We start from the raw sequence: 18,364 nt of genomic DNA, 5'->3' as shown, positions 1-18,364 counted from the left end.
TACCTGGCCGCTGCCATCGCGGCGGTGACGCCCGGCCCGGTGGGCGGGGCGGTCAACGCAGGACGGGAAACGCCGGCTTCGTGCGTGCCTCGTCGAGCACGGCCGCCCACACGGTGGGGGTCGCGGCCAGGCCGTCGAGCCAGCCCACCGGCAGGCCGAGGTCGAGCAGGGTCCCTGGCCGGGCCGCCTGCCACGCGCGCTGACCCGCGACGGCGTCCACCCTGCCCACCGGCAGGTCCTGCAGCTGCTGGGCCAGCTCGCCGGGGCTGAGCCGGGCGTCCAGCGCGGCCCAGACCTGGTCGGGCGCGAGCGCACCGAGCACTCCTTCGGCCACCCGGCGCTCGGACTTCGACGTGCCGGCGCCGACGGCGATCACCAGCACCTTGTCGGCGTGCTCGCTGCGCAGGCGGGCGGCGCGGCGCGGGCTCGTCAGGCGGGTGCCGGTACCGGGCATGGCCGCCTCCTCCCCCACGAGCACGAGCTGGTAGGGATGCTCCCGCAGGCGCACGAGCATCTGCGCGCAGGTCTCGAGCACCTCGTCCGGCTGCCCGACGACGGCGACCACGTTGCCTGGGCGCAGCGCGGGCGCGACGGGGCGCGGGAGCCGGGCGGCCAGGGCGAGCAGGCCGGCGAGGGGGTCGGCGACGGCGGGCGGCACGAGCGGCGCTGGCACGCCGAGATCGCGCAGGAGCGCCGGGGCGGCCATCTCCGCCCGGGTCAGCGCACCAGGGCCGACGACCTCCTGGCCGCCCGTCGGGCCGCCGTCCATGGCGGTGAACGCGGCGGCGACTGCCATACCCGGTCGGCCCGTGGCGGGACCCGGTCGGTCGTCAGCCGTACCCGGTCGGCCGGCGGCTGGTGCACTCTCGCGGGCACCACCCTGCTGGGCGGCACGGTCCCGGGTGGCGCTGTCGAGCGTCGGTGCGCCCAGCGGTGTCCAGGTGGGGGCACCCACGCCGTCGCCGCTGTCCGCCGCCGCGAGCAGTGCGGCCAGTCCGGCGGGCGCGGACACCGGCCCGGCGCCGGCCGCGCCGGCCGCGCCGGTCCTGCCGGGCCCGCCGGGTGCCGCTCCGCCGTCGGACAGGCCGGGCACCTGGACGGTCACCTCGAAGCGGGCCTTGCCGAACATGCGGCGCACGCGCTCGGCCTTGACCACGCGGCCACCCAGGTCGCGGGCGCGCTCGATCAGCGGGTCGAGCTCGGGGCCGTCAAGCAGCAATTGCGTGTCCGACACCCACCACTCCCACCGTGTCGATCGTCAGCGTGGTCCCGGAGACCTCGCTGTAGGACAGCACCGGCAGCCGGGGCACTGCGAGCGCGACCAGCCTGCGCAGCGCGGGCCGGATGGCCGGCGCGCACACCAGGACCACCTGCTTGCCGCTCGCCTCGGCCGCCTCCACCTGGGCGCGCACCGAGTTGAGCAGCCCCTCGACCCGGTCCGGGGCAAGGGAGAGCTGGGTGCCGCCGTCGCCCGGGCGCAAGGACTCCAGCAGCATCTGCTCGGTGGCCGGTTCGATGGTGAGCACGCGCAGCACGTGGTCGCTGGCGTTGCGATCCACGATCGTATCGCCCAGCGATACCCGGGCCGCCTCCACGAGCCCCTCGGCGTCGGTGGAGACCTTCCCGCGCAGCGTGAGCGCCTCGTAGATCCGGGCCAGGTCCAGGATCGGCACCTGCTCGGCGAGCAGGCCCTGGAGCACCCGCTGCACCTCCCCCAGGGACAGCAGCGCCGGGACGAGCTCCTCCACCACCGAGGGATTGGTCTGCTTGAGGCCCTCGTTGAGCACCCGGACGTCCTCGCGGCCGAGCAGCCGCGGGGCGTGCGTGCTGATCAGCGAGGACAAATGGGTGATGATCACCGAGGTGCGGTCGATCACGGTGGCGCCGGCCATCTCGGCGCTGTGCCGCAGCTCGGCGGGGATCCACTTGCCGGGCAGCCCGAAGACGGGCTCGTGGACGAGGCTGCCGGGCAGGTTGTCCAGCCCGTCGCCCAGCGCCAGCATCCGCCCGGAGGGGGCCTGCCCGCGGGCCACCTCGACCCCGGACATCTTGATGGCGTACGCGGCCACCGGCAGGTCCACGGAGTCGCGGGTGCGCACGGGGGGCAGGACGAAGCCCATCTCCAGGGCGGTCTTGCGGCGCAGCGCCCGCACGCGGGCGAGCAGGTCCTGGTCGGCGGAGCCGCCCACGAGGTCCACCAGGTCCGGGGCGAGCAGGATCTCGAGGGCGTGCACCCGCATCTGCTCGATGAGCTGCTCGGTGGTCTCCGGCGCCGGCTGGAGCGCGTTGCCGACGGGCGCGGTGGCCTCCGCCTCCGCCTGTTGGTCGGCCTTCCGCACCCGCTGGGCGAGCACCAGCAGAACGACTCCCACCATGATGAACGGCATCTTGGGCAGGCCGGGGATCAGGCCCAGGGCGAGGGCGGCGATGCCGGCGATGGCCAGGGCGTTGCGCGACTGCAGCAGCTGCTTCGAGGCCGCGGTGCCCATGTCCTCGTCGGCGGTGGCGCGGGTGACCACCAGGCCGGTGGCCACGGACATCAGCAACGCGGGGATCTGGGTGACCAGGCCGTCACCGACGGTGAGGATCGCGTAGGTCTCGATCGACTCCCCGGCGGACATGCCGTGGGTGACCATGCCGATGATGAAGCCGCCGATGAGGTTGATGATGGTGATGACCACCGAGGCGATGGCGTCACCCTTGACGAACTTCGACGCGCCGTCCATGGCGCCGTGGAAGTCCGCCTCCGAGGCCACCTCGGCGCGACGCCGGCGGGCCTCGTGCTCGTCGATGAGGCCGGCGTTGAGGTCGGCGTCGATGGCCATCTGCTTGCCGGGCATGGCATCGAGGGTGAATCGTGCCGAGACCTCGGCGGCGCGGCCGGCTCCGTTGGTGATCACCGCGAACTGGATGACCACGAGGATCAGGAAGATCACCAGGCCGATGACGAGCGAGCCGCCCACCACGAAGTGCCCGAAGGCGTCGATGACCTGCCCGGCGTAGGCGTCGCGCAGCACCAGGCGCGTGGCGGCGACGTTGAGGCCCAGGCGGAACAGCGTGGCCACTAGCACCAGTGACGGGAAGATCGAGAAGTCCAGCGGCTTCTTGATGTACATCGTGGTGAGCAGCACCAGCACCGAGACGGTGATGTTGATGGCGATGAGTACGTCGAGCAGCGGGGCCGGCAGCGGCACCACGAGCAGCAGCACGATCCCCACCACGCCGATGGGGGCGAAAAACTGCGAGATCTGGCGGTTCTTCACTGGTGGTCCTTTCCTCGGGCCGCGGGGACCCGGTGCATGCCCGCGGCGCTGCCGCGCCGGCGCAGGGACATGACGAAGGCGAGCACGCGGGCGACGGACTCGTAGAGGTGCTCGGGAACCTCGTGGCCGAGCTCGCACAGCCCGTGCAGCGTGCGGGCCAGCGGGATGTCCTGGACGACGGCGACATGGTGCTTGGCCGCCTTCTCCCGGATGCGGGTGGCCACGTACCCCTGCCCCTTGGCCACGACGCGCGGCGCGCCCTGCCCGGGCTGGTAGCGCAGGGCGACCGCGAAGTGGACGGGGTTGACGATGACGACGTCGGCGTCCGCGACGGCCGCCATCATGCGGTTGCGGCTCATCGCCAGCTGCCGCGAGCGGATGGCGGACTTGATCTGCGGGTCGCCCTCGGTGTTCTTGTTCTCGTCGCGGACCTCCTGCTTGGTCATCCGCGTCTGCTTGCGGTTGCGGCGCATGACCACCACGACGTCGATGACGGACAGGGCCAGGCCGGCGACCACACCCCAGATCAGGACGGAGGAGATCCGCGAGCCGATCTCGTCGAGCAGGAGCGCGAGCGGGACCTGCCCCGAGCCGAGCACGAGCGGGACCATGCCGACGATGGCCAGGTAGAGCACGGTGCCGACGGCGGCGGTCTTCAGTGCGGCCTTGGCGCCCTGCCACCACGCCTGGAGGCCGAAGACGCGTTTCATCCCCTTGACGAGGTTGAGGTTCTCGAACTTGGGCTTGAGCTTCTTGAAGTGGATGCCGCCCTGGGCGGCGCCGGCGATGAGGGCCGCGAGCGCGGCGGCGGCCAGCACGGGCAGCAAGGTGGGCATGACCGAGCCCATCCCGGCGGTCAGGGCGCGCACCGCCGTCGCCGGCTCGGGGGCGGCCGCGGCGGCGCCGACCATGCGCAGCTGCTCCCGGCCGGCGGACGCAGCGGCGGCGATCACGGTGGGCAGCATGAACGCGGCGGCGCCGACCACCAGCCACGAGGTGAGGTCCTGCGAGCGGCTCAGGCCGCCGTCGCGGCGGACCTTCTTCATCCGCTGCGGCGTGGCCTTCTCGGTCTTCTCCTGCCCCGACTGGCTCATCCGGTCACCCTCCCGATCCCGGTGAGGGCATCCTCCGCGAGACCACTGACAACGCGGGGCAGGGCGATGAGCGCGAAGACGCCGAGGGAGAGGGTGATGAGGATCTTCAACGGGAAGCCGAGCGCGAACGCGTTCAGCGCGGGCGCCACGCGGGTGAGCAGGCCGAGGCCGACGTCGGCGAGGAACAGCACGGCGATCAGCGGCCCGGCCACCTGCAGGGCGGCGAGCATCATCTGCCCGACGGCGCTGGCGAGGGTCTCGGCCAGGGCCGGCATGTCGAGGGTGGCGCCCAGCGGGACGGCGTCGAAGGTGCGGGCCAGGCCGCCGATGACCAGCTGGTAGCCGTCGGAGACGAAGAGCAGCACGGTCGCGGTCAGCGCGTAGAGCTGGGTGAAGGGCGCGCCGGAGACCATGGTCATGGGGTCGAACGCCATGCCCATCTCGAAGCCGCCGTGCATGTCGATGAGCCGGCCGGCGGACTGCACGGCCGCGAACACGGTGGCGACGAGGACCGCCAGCCCGCCGCCGATGACGGCCTCGCTGACGAGCTGGCCGACGAAGCCCGCGGTGGACAGGTTCGGCGCGGCCAGCGGCGGAGCGAGCGCGAACGCCAGGCCGACGCCGAGCATCGCCTTGACGGGGCCGGGCACCGCGCCGTGGTTGAACGGCGGGGCGAGGACGAGGAAGACCGTCACCCGCACCGCGGCCAGGAGCAGCGGCTCGAGCTCGCGCACCAGGTCCATCAGGAGTCCAGCAGCTCGGGGATGCGGTCGAACAGCTCGTGGGTGGTCATGACCAGCTCGGAGATCATCCAGTTCCCGGCCAGCATGAGCGCGAGGGCGACCGCGATCGCCTTCGGCACGAAGCTGAGGGTGATCTCCTGGATCTGGGTGACCGACTGCAGCAGGGAGACGGTGAACCCGACCACCAGGGCGGTGAGGAGCGCGGGCGCGGCGAGCTTGGCGGCCAGCTCGAGGCCGACGGCGGCGATGTCCAGGACGGCGTTGGTGTCCATCAGTAGCTGCCCACCAGCGTCGTGACGATGAGTCCCCAGCCGTCGACCAGCACGAACAGCAGGATCTTGAAGGGCAGGGAGATCATCACCGGCGGCAGCATCATCATGCCCATGCTCATCAGGACCGCGGAGGTGACCAGGTCGATGACCAGGAACGGCACGAAGATGACGAAACCGATGACGAACCCGGCGCGCAGCTCCGACAGCATGAACGCCGGGATGAGGGTCTGCATCGGCGTGGTCTCGGGGCTGGCCGGGTTGGGCATCTCCGCGGCGCGGGTGAGCAGCGCGATGTCCTCCTCGCGGGTCTGCCCGAGCATGAAGGTGCGCAGCGGGTCCGCGGCGGTGTCCAGCGCGGCGGTGAACGTCAGGTCGCCGGCGAGGTAGGGCTGGACGGCGATCGCGTTGATGTCGCCCAGGATCGGGAACATGATGAAGATCGACAGGAACAGGGCCAGCCCGGCTAGCACCTGGTTCGGCGGCACGCCCTGCAGGCCGAGGGCGTTCCGGGTCAGCGCGAGGACGACGAAGATCTTCGTGAAGCTCGTCATCATCAGCAGCAGGGACGGCGCCACCGAGAGCAGCGTGATGCCGAGCAGCACCACCACGGAGGTCGACGGCGCGACCGGCTCACCGTCGACCGTGATGTCCAGCGCCGGGTCCCGCGGGGCGGTGGGGTCGGTCGGCGGGGTGGGGTCGGTGGGCGCCGCGAGTGCGCCGGTGGCGGCGAGGACGACCAGGACGACGGCGACCGCCAGTGCCAGCACCGTCAGGAGCAGCCCGCGGGTCCTTGGCGAGCGCGCCCGGTCACGCCGAGCGCTGCTGTTCGCGGCAGGCGCGGGTGGTGGACCACCCGCCGCGGCCGCAAACGGGCGCGCTCGGCGCAAGGACCCGCCGTCGACGAGCGTGCTCATCGGGCGGACCGCTCCTGGATGGCCGCCCAGGTGCGCGTCCAGGTGGTCTTGTCGAGGACGGAGCCGGACAGGGGTCCGGTGGTGAGCTGGGGCGCCGGGGCGCGACGGCGGGCGCGGTGCCGGGGCACGATGTCGGTCTCGGTGGCGAGGACCTGCTCGAAGGAGCGGCGCCGACGCTCGGCGCCGACCGGACGGAACGCGGGCCGCTCGGCCTGGACGTCGCCGTCATCAGCGGCGTCGGCGGTGGAGTAGACGCCAGCACCGCGCGCTGCACGGTCATCGGCAGCGGGGCTGAAGCGTCCGGCGATCACCTGCCCACCGGCTACGGGGGCGCCACCGAGGGACGCGGCGAGGTCCGCCGTCCTCGATGCACGTGAGCCACCCAGGTCGGCGGCCGAGACGCCACCCGCCGCGGCGTCGCCGTCGAGCTCGGTCAGCAGCTGCACGCCGGTCTCGCTGACGCCCACCACCAGGGTGCGGCCGGCCACCTCGACCACGGCAAGGCCGGAGCGCCGGCCCAGGCTCTGCCGGCCGAGCACGGTGATGGGCACCCGCCGGGTGGCTGCGCCGCCCTGGTTCACCTTGCGCGCGATGAACCACAGGATGACGAGGACAAGGGCGAGGGAGAGGGCGACCCGCAGGCCCAGCAGCACGCTGTCGAGCACTACCCGAGGTTCTCGGTGGAGACGATCTCGGTGATGCGCACGGCGTACTCGTCGTCGACCACGACCACCTCGCCGCGGGCGACCAGGCGGCCGTTGACCATGACGTCGGCGGGGCTGCCGGCGGAGCGGTCGAGCTCGAGGACGGCGCCGGGGGTGAGCTCGAGGACGTCGCGCACGGGCAGGCGGGTGCGGCCGATCTCGGTGGTCAGGGTCATCTCGACGTCGTAGAGCACCCGCATGGCGCCCGAGGGCAGCGGCGCGGCGGGGGCGCCGGTGCCGGCGGCGGGGACGCCGCCCTTCTCGCGGAACCCGAACCATGCCTCGGTGCTGGTGGCGGCGTCGAGGGCGTAGACGACCGTGCCGGGGCCGGTGAAGACCTCACCGGCCGGGCGGGTCTCCGCGGTGCCGAGCACGCCCGGGCCCAGCGCCCGGGAGGCGGCCTCCAGCGCCGGGCGCAGGGCCTCGGCGAGGGAGAGGGTGCCGGCGCCGGCCATGGCGTCGGTGACGGACTGCTGGGCCACGACCATGAGCTCGGCGCTGCGCTGGCCCACGAAGGTGGCGACGACGGCGGTGGCGTCCGGGGCGGGGCGCTCGAACTCGCCGGCGCGGCGGGGGGCCAGCGGCACCGGCGAGGGCAGCAGCCGGGCCAGCTCCGTCACGGCCTGCTGGTCGCTCATGGTGGCGGTGGTGTTCATCAGTTCTCCTTGACGTGGACGACCATGCCGGCGAGCCGGGAGCCCTGGGCGCCGGGGGCGGCCTGGGCGAGGACCCGGTCACCCACGACGACGTCGAGCGGGCGGGTGGCGGGGTGGTGGAGCGGGAGCACGTCCCCCGGGCGGAGGGCGACGACCTGGCGGGGGTGGACGGTGATGGGGCCGAACCGGACGGCGACGTCGACCGGGACCTGTTGGACCGCCTCCTCGAGGCGCCTGCGCTGGGCCTTCTCCTCGGCGACCTCCTCGGCGGTGCGCAGGTCCACGTGGTCACCGTCGCGCATGGCGGCGATGAGGCCCTCGGCGGGCAGCATGACGGAGACCGGCACGTCCTGGTTCTCCACGCGCAGCACCAGGTGTGCGGCGATGACCGGTGTGGAGGCCTCGGCGGCCTGGACGAACTGCGGCGTGTACTGGATCTGCCGGAACACGGCGTCCAGGGCGGTGATGCCGGCGAAGGAGTAGTTCAGGTCGCCCAGCACGCGGCGCAGCAGCTCGGCCATGAGTAGCTGCTCGATCTCGGTGAGCTCGCGCTCGGGCACGGCGCCGGGGGTGCCGGGGCCGCCGAGCATGTGGTCGATCCACACCAGCGCGGCGTCGAGGGGGAACTGCACGAGACCGGTGCGCCGGCCGGGGTCCACGGTGCACAGCACGACGGCGGTCGTGGTGGGCAGTGAGGCGACGTACTCGTCGTAGGAGCACATCTTGACCTCGGTGACGGTGGCGGTCACCGAGACGCGCAGGCGCGCGACGAGCTGGTTGGCCCAGTGCCGGGAGAAGGTCCCGAAGGCCATCTCGAGCATGCGGGCGTGCTCGCGCGGCAGCGTCATGGGTCGACGGAAGTCGTAGGCCACCGGCGACCGGGTGGCGCCGGGCACGCTGGAGTGGACCGTCACGCCAGACACATCGGTCAGGCGGCGGCCTTTGTGAGGAAAAGCGTCCGATGAAGTGGGGGCCTCACTGGGTGACGTAGTCAGTGAGGTAGACGTCCACCACCTCCCCGTCGAACGTCTCGCTCAGCTGGCGCACCAGCTCGGTCTTGAGCTCTTCGCGGAGGGCGGGGTCGTTGATCTCGGCGAGGGGCTTGCCCGAGAAGACCCCGATGGCCAGGTCGAGGGCGCGGGCCACCTGAAGCTCCGTCGTCGCGTCCTTGGTCAGCTGGATGGAGAAGCCGAGGCGCAGGTAGTGGCCGTCGGCGAGGTTGATGCTGATGGGCTCCACCGGCACCACGAGACCCAGCTCGACCTGCTCCGGCGCGGCGGCGGCCTCGCTCTCCCACGGGCGCAGGAGGAACGCGGCGGCGGCCACGAGCACGACGATGACGACGGCGAGGCTCACCAGCACGCCCTTGCCACGTCGCGGCCTGGTGGCCTGATCCTGCTGCGTCACGGATGTCCTCGTCTCGGGTTCCTGGGGTGGGGTGCCACGCACGTTCACGGGGCGGCCGACGGTGCGTTGCTCGACCATCAGCGGATCTCCACGTCGGTGCTCTGGTCCACGTCAGGCTCCTTCCATCTCGGCGACCACCTGCGGCATGAGCACGCGGACGGCCTCGGGGGCGTCGGAGAGGACGACGATGTCCACACGGCGGTTGACCTCGAGGGGATCCAGGCCCTCGGCGGCGAGCGGGTGCGCGTCGCCAAGTCCGACGGAGCGCATCCGCTCGGGCGCGACGCCGCCGTGCTCCACCATGCGGCGCAGCACCTGGCTGGCCCGGTCGGCGGAGAGCTCCCAGTTGGTCGGGTAGCGCAGGGTGGGCAGGTTGTTCGCGTGCCCCTCGACGGACAGCTCGTAGGGCCGCGGGGCCAGCACGGGTGAGAGGGCGTCGATGACCTGCAGCGCCTGGTCCGTCATGACGGCGCTCTCAGCGGAGAAGAACACGTCCGCGCTGACCAGCCCGATGATCAGGCCCCGCTCGGTGATCGCGAAGGAGACGTCGGAGGCGACCTGGCGCTGCTCGAGTGCCTCCTGGATGAGGCGCTGGAGCTCCTTGAGGTCGGCCACCTCCTCGCGAGCCTTCTGGATGTTGCCCGCGTCCTCGGCGCCCTGGATGGGGCCGCCGGAGTAGTTGGTGACGTCCGGCGGGTCCGGGACCACCGCGTCGGCAGAGAGGACGCCCTGTCCGCCGTCGAGGACCTGGACGGTGGCGCCGGGGGGCTGACCGAAGGTGGCGGCGAGGGAGTCGCGCAGGGCGTAGAACTTCTGCTGGTCCACCTGGCTGATCGCGAACAGCACGATGAACAGGCACATCATGACGGTGACCATGTCCATGTAGCTCACGGTCCAGCGCTCGGTGTTCTCCTCTTCCTCGTGATCGCCGCCGCCGCGGCGACGGCGCCGCGGGGGCGTCATGCGGCCTCGTCCTCGACGATCTCGCTCGCCGGCACCAGGCTGCGCAGGCGCTCGTTGACCATCCGCGGGTTCGCACCGGACTGCAGGGCGAGCAGGCCCTCCAGGGTGACCTCCATCTGGGCGCACTCGAGGTCGGAGAGCCGCTTGAGGCGGCTGGCCAGCGGCAGCCAGATCATGTTGGCGGACAGGATGCCCCACAAGGTGGCGACGAACGCCGCCGCGATGAGCGGGCCGAGCGAGTCGGGGTCGGTGAGGTTTTCCAGGACGTGCACCAGGGAGACGACCGTGCCGATGATGCCGATGGTCGGGGCGTAGCCGCCCAGGGAGTTGAAGAACCCGGACGCGACCTTGTCCTGGCGGCGCTTGGTGTCGATCCGGTCCTCCAGCAGCGCGCGGAGGTCCTCGGGGTCGGCGCCGTCGATCGCGGCGGTGAGGCCGTCGCGGAGGAAGTCGTCCTCGATCTCGCGGGCGTCGTCCTCGAGGGCGAGCAGGCCCTCGCGGCGGGCGCGGTCGGACAGGCGCACGACGGTGGGGATGGTGGCGCCCTGGCGCGGGGCCTTGCTGACGAAGGCACGGGGCAGCTGCTTGACGGCGTGGATGGCGTCCTTGAGCATGCCGCCGGCCAGGCCGGCGCCGATGGTGCCGAGGAAGACGATGACGATGGGGCCGGGCAGCAGGATCGAGCTGACGTGCGTGCCCTCGATCGTCATCGCGCCCCAGACCGCCGCGAAGGCGACGACGAGGCCGACGATGGTCGCGAGGTCCATCTACTGCTCTCCCCTCGGCCGCGTGTGGAGGGGCACGATGACGTTGTCGCCGCCGATGCCGGGATCGGTGGGGGCGGTGTCGGTCGTGGTGGTGACGGTGAGGGAGCGCGCCACGATGGCGGCGCGGTGGTCCTGGATGAGCGAGACCACCTCGTCCAGGGACTCGTTGACGATGTAGCGGGTGCCGTCGAGCAGCACGAGGATCGTGTCCGGGGTGCACTCGATGCGCTCGATCAAGTCCGGGTTGATCGCAAAAGGCTGCCCGGTGAGGCGTCGCACGATGATCACGGTCGTTCCATCCTGTGTCTTAGGGCCCATCCATGAGCCCTGTGCACGCCCCGTCCATGAGGCCTGCACACTTCCCCATCGGCCGGGACCGGCAGGTGATGAGGAATTACCGTTGCGTTTGCACGGATTCGGCTTGCGTGTCTGCGGCGTGGAGGCGTGCGGGGGTGGGGCGGATCTGGTAGCCGGCCCGTTCCGCGCCTGGTCACACCCGCCACATCGGCCCCGATGGCCCCATCTTCGGCTGCCTGCACCGCTCTGGTGCGGGTCTCCGCGCCCACCGAGGGTCGTGGGGCCGACCGAGGGTGGCCCGCCACCCTCGGTCGGCCCGGCGGCAGTCGGTCCGCCCGGCGACAGTCGGTCGACGAGGCGACGGGTAGACGCACCGACCTCGCTCAGCACCCTGGCGGCTACCGCCCGCACCACGTAGCGTCTGTGGTGACTTCCGGAGGTGAACCGATGGCCCGATCGTGGTCCCGCTGGGTGCCCGCGGCCGCGGTGCCGGTCGTGGTCGTGTCCGCCGCGCTCATCTCGCAGGCGGGCGCAGCGACCGACCTGCCCGACAAGTCCGCCGACGAGCTCCTCACCATGGTCGGCGAGCACTCGGTCGAGGCCTTCTCGGGGTCCTTCGAGCAGACCGCCGACCTCGGCCTGCCCCAACTGCCCGACGGCGTGACCGCGGGTGCCGGCGGGGACGAGGCCGCCCAGGTCGGCGACCTGCTCGCCCTGCTCTCCGGCTCCCGCTCGGGCCGCCTCTACGTCGGCGGCCCCGACCAGGCGCGCCTGCAGGTCATGAGCGACTTCGCCGAGCAGGACGTCATCCGCAACGGCACCGACGTCTGGCTCTACGACTCCAAGGAGAACGCTGCGACGCACGTGACCGTGCCCGAGCACGACGGTGCGAAGCCGGACGCGCCAGCGGGCGCCATGCCCACGCCCGAGGAGGTGGCGGACCACTTGCTCGCCGCCGTCGACCCGAGCACCGAGGTGACGGTCGGCGACGACGCCACCGTGGCCGGCCGGCCCGCCTACGAGCTCGTGCTGACCCCGCGCACCGACGCGACCCTGGTGGACTCCGTCGCCATCTCCGTCGACGCCGAGACCGGCATGCCGCTCGGCGTCACCGTGCGCGCCCGCGGCCAGTCCGACCCGGCGTTCGAGGTGGCCTACACCTCACTGGACCTTGGCGCGCCCGACCCCAGCAGGTTCGAGTTCACCCCGCCGTCCGGTGCCACGGTCACCGAGAAGGACCTCGCGCACGACGGCGCAGCCTGGGCACCGTCCGACGGCTCCGGTTCGACCGACGCGGCCCCGGACCACGGCACTAGTCCCCCGGCGGGCCCCGACGCCACCGGCCCCGAGCCCACTGTTCTCGGCTCCGGCTGGGACGCCGTCGTCGTCATCCCCGCGGGCGCCCCGAGCCCCACGGACGAGCCGCTGCTCGACCAGCTCACCACCGCCGTCGAGGGTGGGCGCCTGCTCTCTACCGCGCTGGTCAACGTCCTGGTCACCGATGACGGCCGGGTGCTGGCCGGCTCGGTCCCGCTCGAGCGGCTCCAGGCCGCAGCCACCGAGTGACGGCCGGCGACCCGCCCGGCACGCCGCTGGCGATCGAGACCAGCGGCCTGACCAAGCGGTTCGGTCGCCAGCTCGCCGTCAACGGCGTCGACCTCGCCGTCCCCAGCGGCAGTGTCTTCGGGTTCCTCGGCCCCAACGGCTCCGGCAAGACCACCACGATCCGGGTGCTGCTCGGCCTCGCCGCGGCCACCCACGGCCACGTGCGGGTGCTTGGGCGGAACGTGCCCCGGCACCTGGGCGAGGTGCTCCCCCGCGTCGGGGCACTGGTGGAGGGGCCGGCGTTCTACCCGTTCCTCTCCGGCGCCGACAACCTGCGCCGCCTCGACGCCGCGGACCGGCACGCGCCGTCGGCCAGCCGCATCGTCCGGGTGGCGCAGGCGCTTGAGCGGGTGGGCCTGTCCCACGCCGCCGAGAAGAAGGTGCGCGCTTACTCCCTAGGCATGAAGCAGCGGCTCGGGATCGCCAACGCGCTGCTTGCCCCGCGCGAGCTGCTCGTGCTCGACGAGCCCACCAACGGCCTCGACCCGCAGGGCACCCGTGAGGTGCGCACGCTGGTGCGCTCGCTCGCCGCCGGCGGGACCACGGTGTTCGTCTCGAGCCACCTGCTGACCGAGGTCGAGCAGATGTGCACGCACGTGGCGGTGATGAGCGTGGGGTCGCTCGTGGCGCAGGGCAGCATGGACGCCCTGCGCCGCGCCGGCCGCTCACACGTTCGGCTGCTCACCCCTGACGTCGACGTGGCGCGGGTGGAGCTGGCGCGGCTGGGGCTGACGTCCGACGGCGACGGCGCCGGCCTCACCGCCCCGCTGCCCGACGACGCCCCGGCGCCCGAGGCCATCGTCGCGGCCCTGGTCGGGGCCGGGGTGCGGGTGCGCGGTTTCGGTGTCGAGCGGGCGTCGCTCGAGGACCGGTACGTCGCGCTGACCGGGGAGGGGTTCGACGTTGCCCAGTGACCAGGGGGAGCCGCCGGCCGGGAACCTGACGCAGCCACAGGCAGTGGGCGTGACGGAATCCCGGGCCGACGGCGCCGTTCACGCGCCAACCCAGGCTGCGCCGTCGGCGGGATGGGCGTTGCTGGGCTCGGAGCTGCGAGTGCTGTTCGGGCGACGGCGGACGTGGGCGATGCTGCTGGCGCTGGCCGCCATCCCGGTGATCATCGCGATCGCGGTGCGGGTGGCGTCCGACCCGCCGGGGCCGGGCGAGGGGCCGCCGTTCCTGGATCGGATCACGCAGAACGGGCTGTTCGTGTCGGTCACCGCACTGGTGGTGACGATCCCGCTGTTCCTGCCGCTGACCGTCGGGGTGGTCGCGGGCGACACGATCGCCGGCGAGGCGAGCCTCGGCACGCTGCGGTACCTGCTGGTGGCGCCGGCCGGGCGGGTGCGCCTGCTGCTGGTGAAGTACGTCGGCGCCGCGGCATTCTGCGTGGCGGCGACGGCGACGGTGGTGCTGGTCGGCGCGGGGATCGGGGCGGCGCTGTTCCCGGTGGGGCCGGTGACGCTGCTGTCCGGGGACACCATCGGGGTGGGCGAGTCGGTGACGCGGTCCCTGCTGGTCGGCAGTTACGTGGCGGTGTCGATGCTGGGACTGTCGGCGTTGGGGCTGTTCATCTCCACGCTCACGGACGTGCCGGTGGGCGCGATGGCCACGACCGTGGTGCTCTCGATCGTGGCGCAGGTGCTCGGTTCGCTCGACCAGCTCGCCTGGCTGCACCCATGGCTGTTCAGCCACTACTGGCTGGGGTTCGCCGACCTGCTGCGCGAGCCGATCGTGTGGTCGACGTACGCCGACAACGCCCTGCTGCAGGCGGGGTACGTGGTGCTCTTCGGGGCCCTGGCGTACGGGCGGTTCGTGACGAAGGACGTGCTGTCGTGACGGCGTGCGCTCGCGCCGGGCCGGGGCGGGCCTGGCCCGGGCCTGGCCGTGCCCTGGTGAACTGTTCCCGAACGGGTCCGGGCGCACCTCGACGTGCGTGAAGCGAGCCGCTCCTCACGCTTCTGAACAACTGTCGGGTAGTTGTTACCACTGCGAGTCCAGATCGGAGTAAGACAGCACAGGACCACACCGAGACCGAGGAGGGTCATCCACCCCATGGCGCCCCTCACGGCAAACGGAGCCGCATCGCTGCACCGCCAGGCCCCCTCGCGGCCGGGACGGGCGGCCCGCCGTCGGCCTCGGATCACACGGTCCACTCCCCTGCCGGCCGCGGCGCGGTTGCGTGAAGTCCTGAGCGCGACCTTGAGCCGTGACGTCGAGCTCAGCCCCGCGGCGAACCCGCTCACGACAGCGGGGTCGACCGTCATCGGCGCGTACGCCGACGACGATCGGCGCACCGTCGCGATCGTCGCTATGGATACCCCGCTCGCCGCCCGCATCGCCGGCGCGCTCGCGCTGGTCACTCCGCGGCGGATCGAGGAGCGGCTTGTCAGCGGCGGCCTGTGGGGGCAGCAGTTCGACGACATCTCCGAGGTGTTCAACATCCTGGGAGTCCTCTTCAACGCCGACGGCGCACCGCACGTGCGACTCTCCACCGTGTACGAGACCCTGCGGACATTTCCCCCGATGGAGGTGGTCGGCTGGCTGGCCAGCGACTTGCCGCGCGTGGACGTCGACGCCACGGTGAAAGGCTACGGCGGCGGCACGATGGCGGTCGTCGTGGGCGGAGCGTGACTCCGAGGTCGTAGCCTGCGGGTGACGTCGCACGTAGCGGCGCCGTAGTCACTGTCGTAGTCGCTCGGCCAAGGACACGTGATGACCCGCACCCCTGTCAGTGCCGAGCGTGGCCACCGCTTCTTCGCCTGGTACTACGCCCGGGCCAGCAGCGCCGCGGAGAACGGGGCGCTCGGCGAGCATCGGCGTGAGCTTCTGCGTCACGCCAGCGGCGTCACGGTCGACATCGGTACGGGCGTCGGTCACAACCTGCCGCACTTGCCGCGGGCCGTGACTGAAGTGCATCTCGTGGAGCCGGACCCGTACATGCGCGCGCGCCTCGAACCACTCTTGACGGACGCCATGCATCTGCATCCGGTGGGCGCCGAGTCGCTCCCGCTCGACGACGGTTCCGTCGACACGGTCATCACCACGCTGGCCATGTGCAGCGTGGACGACGTCGGGGCCGTCGCTCGCGAGCTCCGTCGCGTGCTACGACCCGGCGGGCGGCTGCTCGTAATGGAGCACGTGCGTAGCGTTGACGGCCGCGTCGCGCGCCGGCAGCACCGCCTGGATAGGTTCTGGCCCGCATTCAGCGGTGGCTGTCACATCAGCCGGGACACCGGGTCAGCGCTTCGCGGGGCGGGATTCGACACCGATGTCCTGAAGCGCGTCGAACTCCGGGCGACGCCGGCGGTGACGCGGGAGTTGATCGTCGGGCCGCTGGCGCTGTCCCAAGGCGCTCCATTCCGCGATCATGCCTGCGGCGGCTGACAACCCGAGCTCTCCCCGACGACCGTCGCATCCGCCGATGTCGGCACCTCGGCGCGCCGGTCCTCCTCCTCGAGCGCTCGTTGCAGCTCCCAATACTGCTCGAGCAACTCACGGCCCCGGCTTGTTCGTTCGAGATTGTGGGTGGCTCTTGTTCTCACGATCTCCGCAAGCCTGAGGATTCGCGCGGTGTGCGGCCCATAAGGACCCTCTTCAGACACGACTCTCACCGCCTCTCGGTGTACGAAGGATCGTACCCACCACCGCGAGGGCAAGCGTGTTGTCCTCGTCGCTGGCCCACGGCGCCCCGATCAGCGATGCGATCGTCGTCAGCGATCGTGACACTGCAGCCTGGGTGGCGAGCGAATGGCGCCGATCGATTGTGGACGGCGGCGCCGTCGGTCCTGAGGACCGACGGCGCCGCCGTGGACGCTTCCGCGGAAGCAAGGCTTCAGGGCAGAGCCGAGTGCTGCTGCTCAGCCCGTCTACCGCTTCAGGTTGACCAATTCCTGGAGGAGCTCGTCAGAGGTGGTGATCACGCGTGAGCCAGCCTGGAAACCACGCTGGGCGATGATGAGGTTGGTGAACTCCTGAGACAGGTCCACGTTGGACATCTCCAGGGCCCGGCTGGTGAGCGCGCCGCGTCCACCCGTGCCGCCGACACCCACCTGTGCGTCGCCGGAGTTCACGGTGCTGCGGAATGCCGTTCCGCCGGCCTTCTCCAGACCGGCGGCGTTGGCGAAGTTGGCGAGGGCAATCTGTCCAACCGGTTCCTTGAAACCATTGGAGAAGGAACCAATCAACGTGCCGTCGGCGTTCATGCTGAAGGACTGCAAGGTGCCGGCTCCCTTACCGTCCTGGCTCGCAGCTTCGACTGTCGTCAGCTTGGCATATCCCGTGAGCTCAGCGAAGGTCACGTTGACGCCGTCCACCGCGGGTAGCACCGCAGAAACCAACGCCCCGTCCCCGCCGAAAGCGATCGTGCCGGTGATCGCCGCACCAGTGGAGTCTGTCGTGCTGATGGCCCACTCCGAGGCAGCTCCCGCCACCGTAGGCGGAACTGTCTTGGTGAAGACAAGCTCCAACGACCGGCTGTTTCCCGCGGCGTCGTACACGTCGATGGCCCGTGTGAGGATCGTTGGCTCCACGGCAACCGTGTTGGGATCGTCGTGCGAGAGGTCTGAAGGCATGTTGCCGGAGAAGACAACGTTCTGCGTCGCGGTGGCGCCCATGGTCGTACTCACCGGCAGCCTGATCGGCCCCAGCCCCGCCGCAGTGTCAATCACGCCGTTGACCGCCGACCACCCCTGAACCAGCGCACCCGACGCCGTCGTCAGCTGGCCAAGCGCATCGAGCGTGAACGCGCCCGCTCTGGTGTAGAGCTGCTCGGTGCCGTTGTTGACGATGAAGAACCCGTCGCCGGTGATCTTCATGTCCAGCGCGCGGCCGGTCTGCTGGGTCGCGCCATCGGTGAAGTCATTGGTGATGGCGGAGACCTGCACGCCTAGCCCGACCTGCGCCGGGTTCGTGCCACCCTGGCCTGCCTGCGGGGCCCCGGCGTTCTGGATCACCTGGGAGAGCGTGTCCTCGAACTGCGTGCGAGCGGCCTTGTAGCCGGTGGTGTTGACGTTGGCGATGTTGTTGCCGGTCACGTCGAGCATGGTCTGGTGCGACCTCAGGCTCGAGATGCCGGAGAAGAGTGAACGGAGCATGGGAAGGTCCCTTCTGGTCGGGCGGCGGGTCAGGCGTTCTGCTCGTCGCCGGACGGCGTCGGGCTGGAGGGTTCTGAGGTGTGGGTAACCGCGTTAGCGGCATCGGCGGCGGAGCTGGAGTTGGCGGGCGGCGCGGCGTCACCAACAGGCGGGGAAGCCACCCCGGCGATGTACGGCAGCGGCACCGCGACGTCGCCGATGACAACCAGCGGCGTCTCGGTGGTGAGGTCGACCGACTTCACCAGCCCGGTCACCGGCTTGCCGTCGCCGTCGTAGTACGTCACGTACTGCCCGACGAGCGCGGACGCCGAGCTGCGCTGCTGCAGCGCGAAGCTCTGCTGCGCCATCTCGGTCAGCCCGACAAGCTGCTCCATCGTGGACAGCTGCGTGGTCTGGGCCATCAGCTCGGAGGTGTCCATCGGGGAGCTCGGGTCCTGGTACTTCAGCGACGCGACGAGCAGCTCGAGGAACGAGTCCTTGCCGAGCGACTGCGGCCCGGAGGCGGCGTCGGCCGCGGTCGTGTCGGTCGTGGCGCCGACATTCCTGTAGAACTCTGACGCGCCAGAGACGGCGGGGACTGTCATGA

The 18,364-nt window shown here is 71.6% G+C and carries 20 protein-coding genes; 5 read left to right on the top strand and 15 right to left on the bottom strand.

What is annotated here, in order from left to right; translation table 11 throughout:
• Positions 1 to 52 precede the first annotated feature (52 nt).
• From FE374_RS02570 to FE374_RS02510, 13 genes are all read right to left on the bottom strand, one after another.
• The gene (locus FE374_RS02570; protein ID WP_139927102.1) at positions 53 to 1,234 is read right to left on the bottom strand and encodes a hypothetical protein; all 1,182 of its coding nucleotides are present in this window, start codon (positions 1,232 to 1,234) and stop codon (positions 53 to 55) included.
• Positions 1,209 to 3,263, bottom strand: coding sequence for a flagellar biosynthesis protein FlhA (gene flhA / locus FE374_RS02565; protein WP_139927101.1), 2,055 nt, complete (start codon positions 3,261 to 3,263; stop codon positions 1,209 to 1,211). Before flhA ends, FE374_RS02570 begins: the two co-directional genes overlap by 26 nt.
• A complete protein-coding gene (locus tag FE374_RS02560) occupies positions 3,260 to 4,357 on the bottom strand; it encodes an EscU/YscU/HrcU family type III secretion system export apparatus switch protein (protein WP_139927100.1) in 1,098 nt (365 codons plus the stop codon). Before FE374_RS02560 ends, flhA begins: the two co-directional genes overlap by 4 nt.
• Positions 4,354 to 5,100 (bottom strand): flagellar biosynthetic protein FliR, encoded by a 747-nt coding sequence (locus FE374_RS02555; RefSeq protein ID WP_139927099.1) that lies wholly within the window; start codon positions 5,098 to 5,100, stop codon positions 4,354 to 4,356. Before FE374_RS02555 ends, FE374_RS02560 begins: the two co-directional genes overlap by 4 nt.
• Positions 5,100 to 5,372, bottom strand: a complete 273-nt coding sequence (gene fliQ / locus FE374_RS02550; protein ID WP_139927098.1) for a flagellar biosynthesis protein FliQ — start codon at positions 5,370 to 5,372, stop codon at positions 5,100 to 5,102. Before fliQ ends, FE374_RS02555 begins: the two co-directional genes overlap by 1 nt.
• Entirely contained in the window at positions 5,372 to 6,286 is a 915-nt protein-coding gene (gene fliP / locus FE374_RS02545; RefSeq protein ID WP_139927097.1) for a flagellar type III secretion system pore protein FliP, read from the bottom strand. The genes fliQ and fliP overlap by 1 nt, the downstream gene beginning before the upstream one ends.
• Positions 6,283 to 6,951 carry a FliO/MopB family protein gene (locus FE374_RS02540; RefSeq protein ID WP_139927096.1) on the bottom strand — a complete coding sequence of 223 codons (669 nt, stop codon included), beginning with the start codon at positions 6,949 to 6,951 and terminating at the stop codon, positions 6,283 to 6,285. The genes fliP and FE374_RS02540 overlap by 4 nt, the downstream gene beginning before the upstream one ends.
• The gene (gene fliN / locus FE374_RS02535) at positions 6,951 to 7,646 is read right to left on the bottom strand and encodes a flagellar motor switch protein FliN (protein WP_139927095.1); all 696 of its coding nucleotides are present in this window, start codon (positions 7,644 to 7,646) and stop codon (positions 6,951 to 6,953) included. The genes FE374_RS02540 and fliN overlap by 1 nt, the downstream gene beginning before the upstream one ends.
• Positions 7,646 to 8,560 carry a flagellar motor switch protein FliM gene (locus tag FE374_RS02530; protein WP_230978433.1) on the bottom strand — a complete coding sequence of 305 codons (915 nt, stop codon included), beginning with the start codon at positions 8,558 to 8,560 and terminating at the stop codon, positions 7,646 to 7,648. The genes fliN and FE374_RS02530 overlap by 1 nt, the downstream gene beginning before the upstream one ends.
• 61 nt (positions 8,561 to 8,621) lie before the next feature.
• Positions 8,622 to 9,053 (bottom strand): flagellar basal body-associated FliL family protein, encoded by a 432-nt coding sequence (locus tag FE374_RS02525; RefSeq protein WP_168205549.1) that lies wholly within the window; start codon positions 9,051 to 9,053, stop codon positions 8,622 to 8,624.
• A 111-nt stretch (positions 9,054 to 9,164) separates the two neighbouring features.
• Complete coding sequence (locus FE374_RS02520) at positions 9,165 to 10,016, bottom strand: flagellar motor protein MotB (protein WP_139927093.1); 852 nt, start codon at positions 10,014 to 10,016, stop codon at positions 9,165 to 9,167.
• On the bottom strand, positions 10,013 to 10,783 hold the full coding sequence (locus tag FE374_RS02515) for a motility protein A (protein ID WP_139927092.1): 771 nt from the start codon (positions 10,781 to 10,783) through the stop codon (positions 10,013 to 10,015). The genes FE374_RS02520 and FE374_RS02515 overlap by 4 nt, the downstream gene beginning before the upstream one ends.
• The gene (locus FE374_RS02510) at positions 10,784 to 11,071 is read right to left on the bottom strand and encodes a flagellar FlbD family protein (RefSeq protein ID WP_168205548.1); all 288 of its coding nucleotides are present in this window, start codon (positions 11,069 to 11,071) and stop codon (positions 10,784 to 10,786) included.
• Between the two features lie 456 nt (positions 11,072 to 11,527).
• Between FE374_RS02510 and FE374_RS02505 the strand changes: the two genes are divergently transcribed.
• The 5 genes from FE374_RS02505 (at position 11,528) to FE374_RS02485 (ending at position 16,069) form a co-directional block, all read left to right on the top strand.
• Positions 11,528 to 12,646 carry a LolA family protein gene (locus tag FE374_RS02505; RefSeq protein WP_139927090.1) on the top strand — a complete coding sequence of 373 codons (1,119 nt, stop codon included), beginning with the start codon at positions 11,528 to 11,530 and terminating at the stop codon, positions 12,644 to 12,646.
• Positions 12,643 to 13,599: an ABC transporter ATP-binding protein gene (locus FE374_RS02500; RefSeq protein ID WP_139927089.1), complete on the top strand. Its 957-nt coding sequence runs from the start codon at positions 12,643 to 12,645 to the stop codon at positions 13,597 to 13,599. Before FE374_RS02505 ends, FE374_RS02500 begins: the two co-directional genes overlap by 4 nt.
• A 49-nt stretch (positions 13,600 to 13,648) precedes the next feature.
• On the top strand, positions 13,649 to 14,521 hold the full coding sequence (locus FE374_RS02495; protein WP_388043264.1) for an ABC transporter permease: 873 nt from the start codon (positions 13,649 to 13,651) through the stop codon (positions 14,519 to 14,521).
• A gap of 363 nt (positions 14,522 to 14,884) precedes the next feature.
• The gene (locus tag FE374_RS02490; protein WP_139927088.1) at positions 14,885 to 15,316 is read left to right on the top strand and encodes a hypothetical protein; all 432 of its coding nucleotides are present in this window, start codon (positions 14,885 to 14,887) and stop codon (positions 15,314 to 15,316) included.
• 81 nt (positions 15,317 to 15,397) lie between these two features.
• Entirely contained in the window at positions 15,398 to 16,069 is a 672-nt protein-coding gene (locus FE374_RS02485) for a class I SAM-dependent methyltransferase (RefSeq protein WP_139927087.1), read from the top strand.
• Between the two features lie 482 nt (positions 16,070 to 16,551).
• On the opposite strand, the gene FE374_RS02480 is transcribed toward FE374_RS02485, so the two are convergent.
• Complete coding sequence (locus FE374_RS02480) at positions 16,552 to 17,778, bottom strand: flagellar hook protein FlgE (RefSeq protein ID WP_139927086.1); 1,227 nt, start codon at positions 17,776 to 17,778, stop codon at positions 16,552 to 16,554.
• Positions 17,779 to 17,807: 29 nt separating this feature from the next.
• A complete protein-coding gene (locus FE374_RS02475; protein WP_139927085.1) occupies positions 17,808 to 18,362 on the bottom strand; it encodes a flagellar hook capping FlgD N-terminal domain-containing protein in 555 nt (184 codons plus the stop codon).
• Positions 18,363 to 18,364: the final 2 nt, after the last annotated feature.

It is taken from the genome of Georgenia yuyongxinii (assembly GCF_006352065.1).
Classification (GTDB): Bacteria; Actinomycetota; Actinomycetes; order Actinomycetales; family Actinomycetaceae; genus Georgenia; species Georgenia yuyongxinii.
Note: the sequence above shows the minus strand (reverse complement) of the source record. Positions and strands in the feature narration are given on the sequence as shown.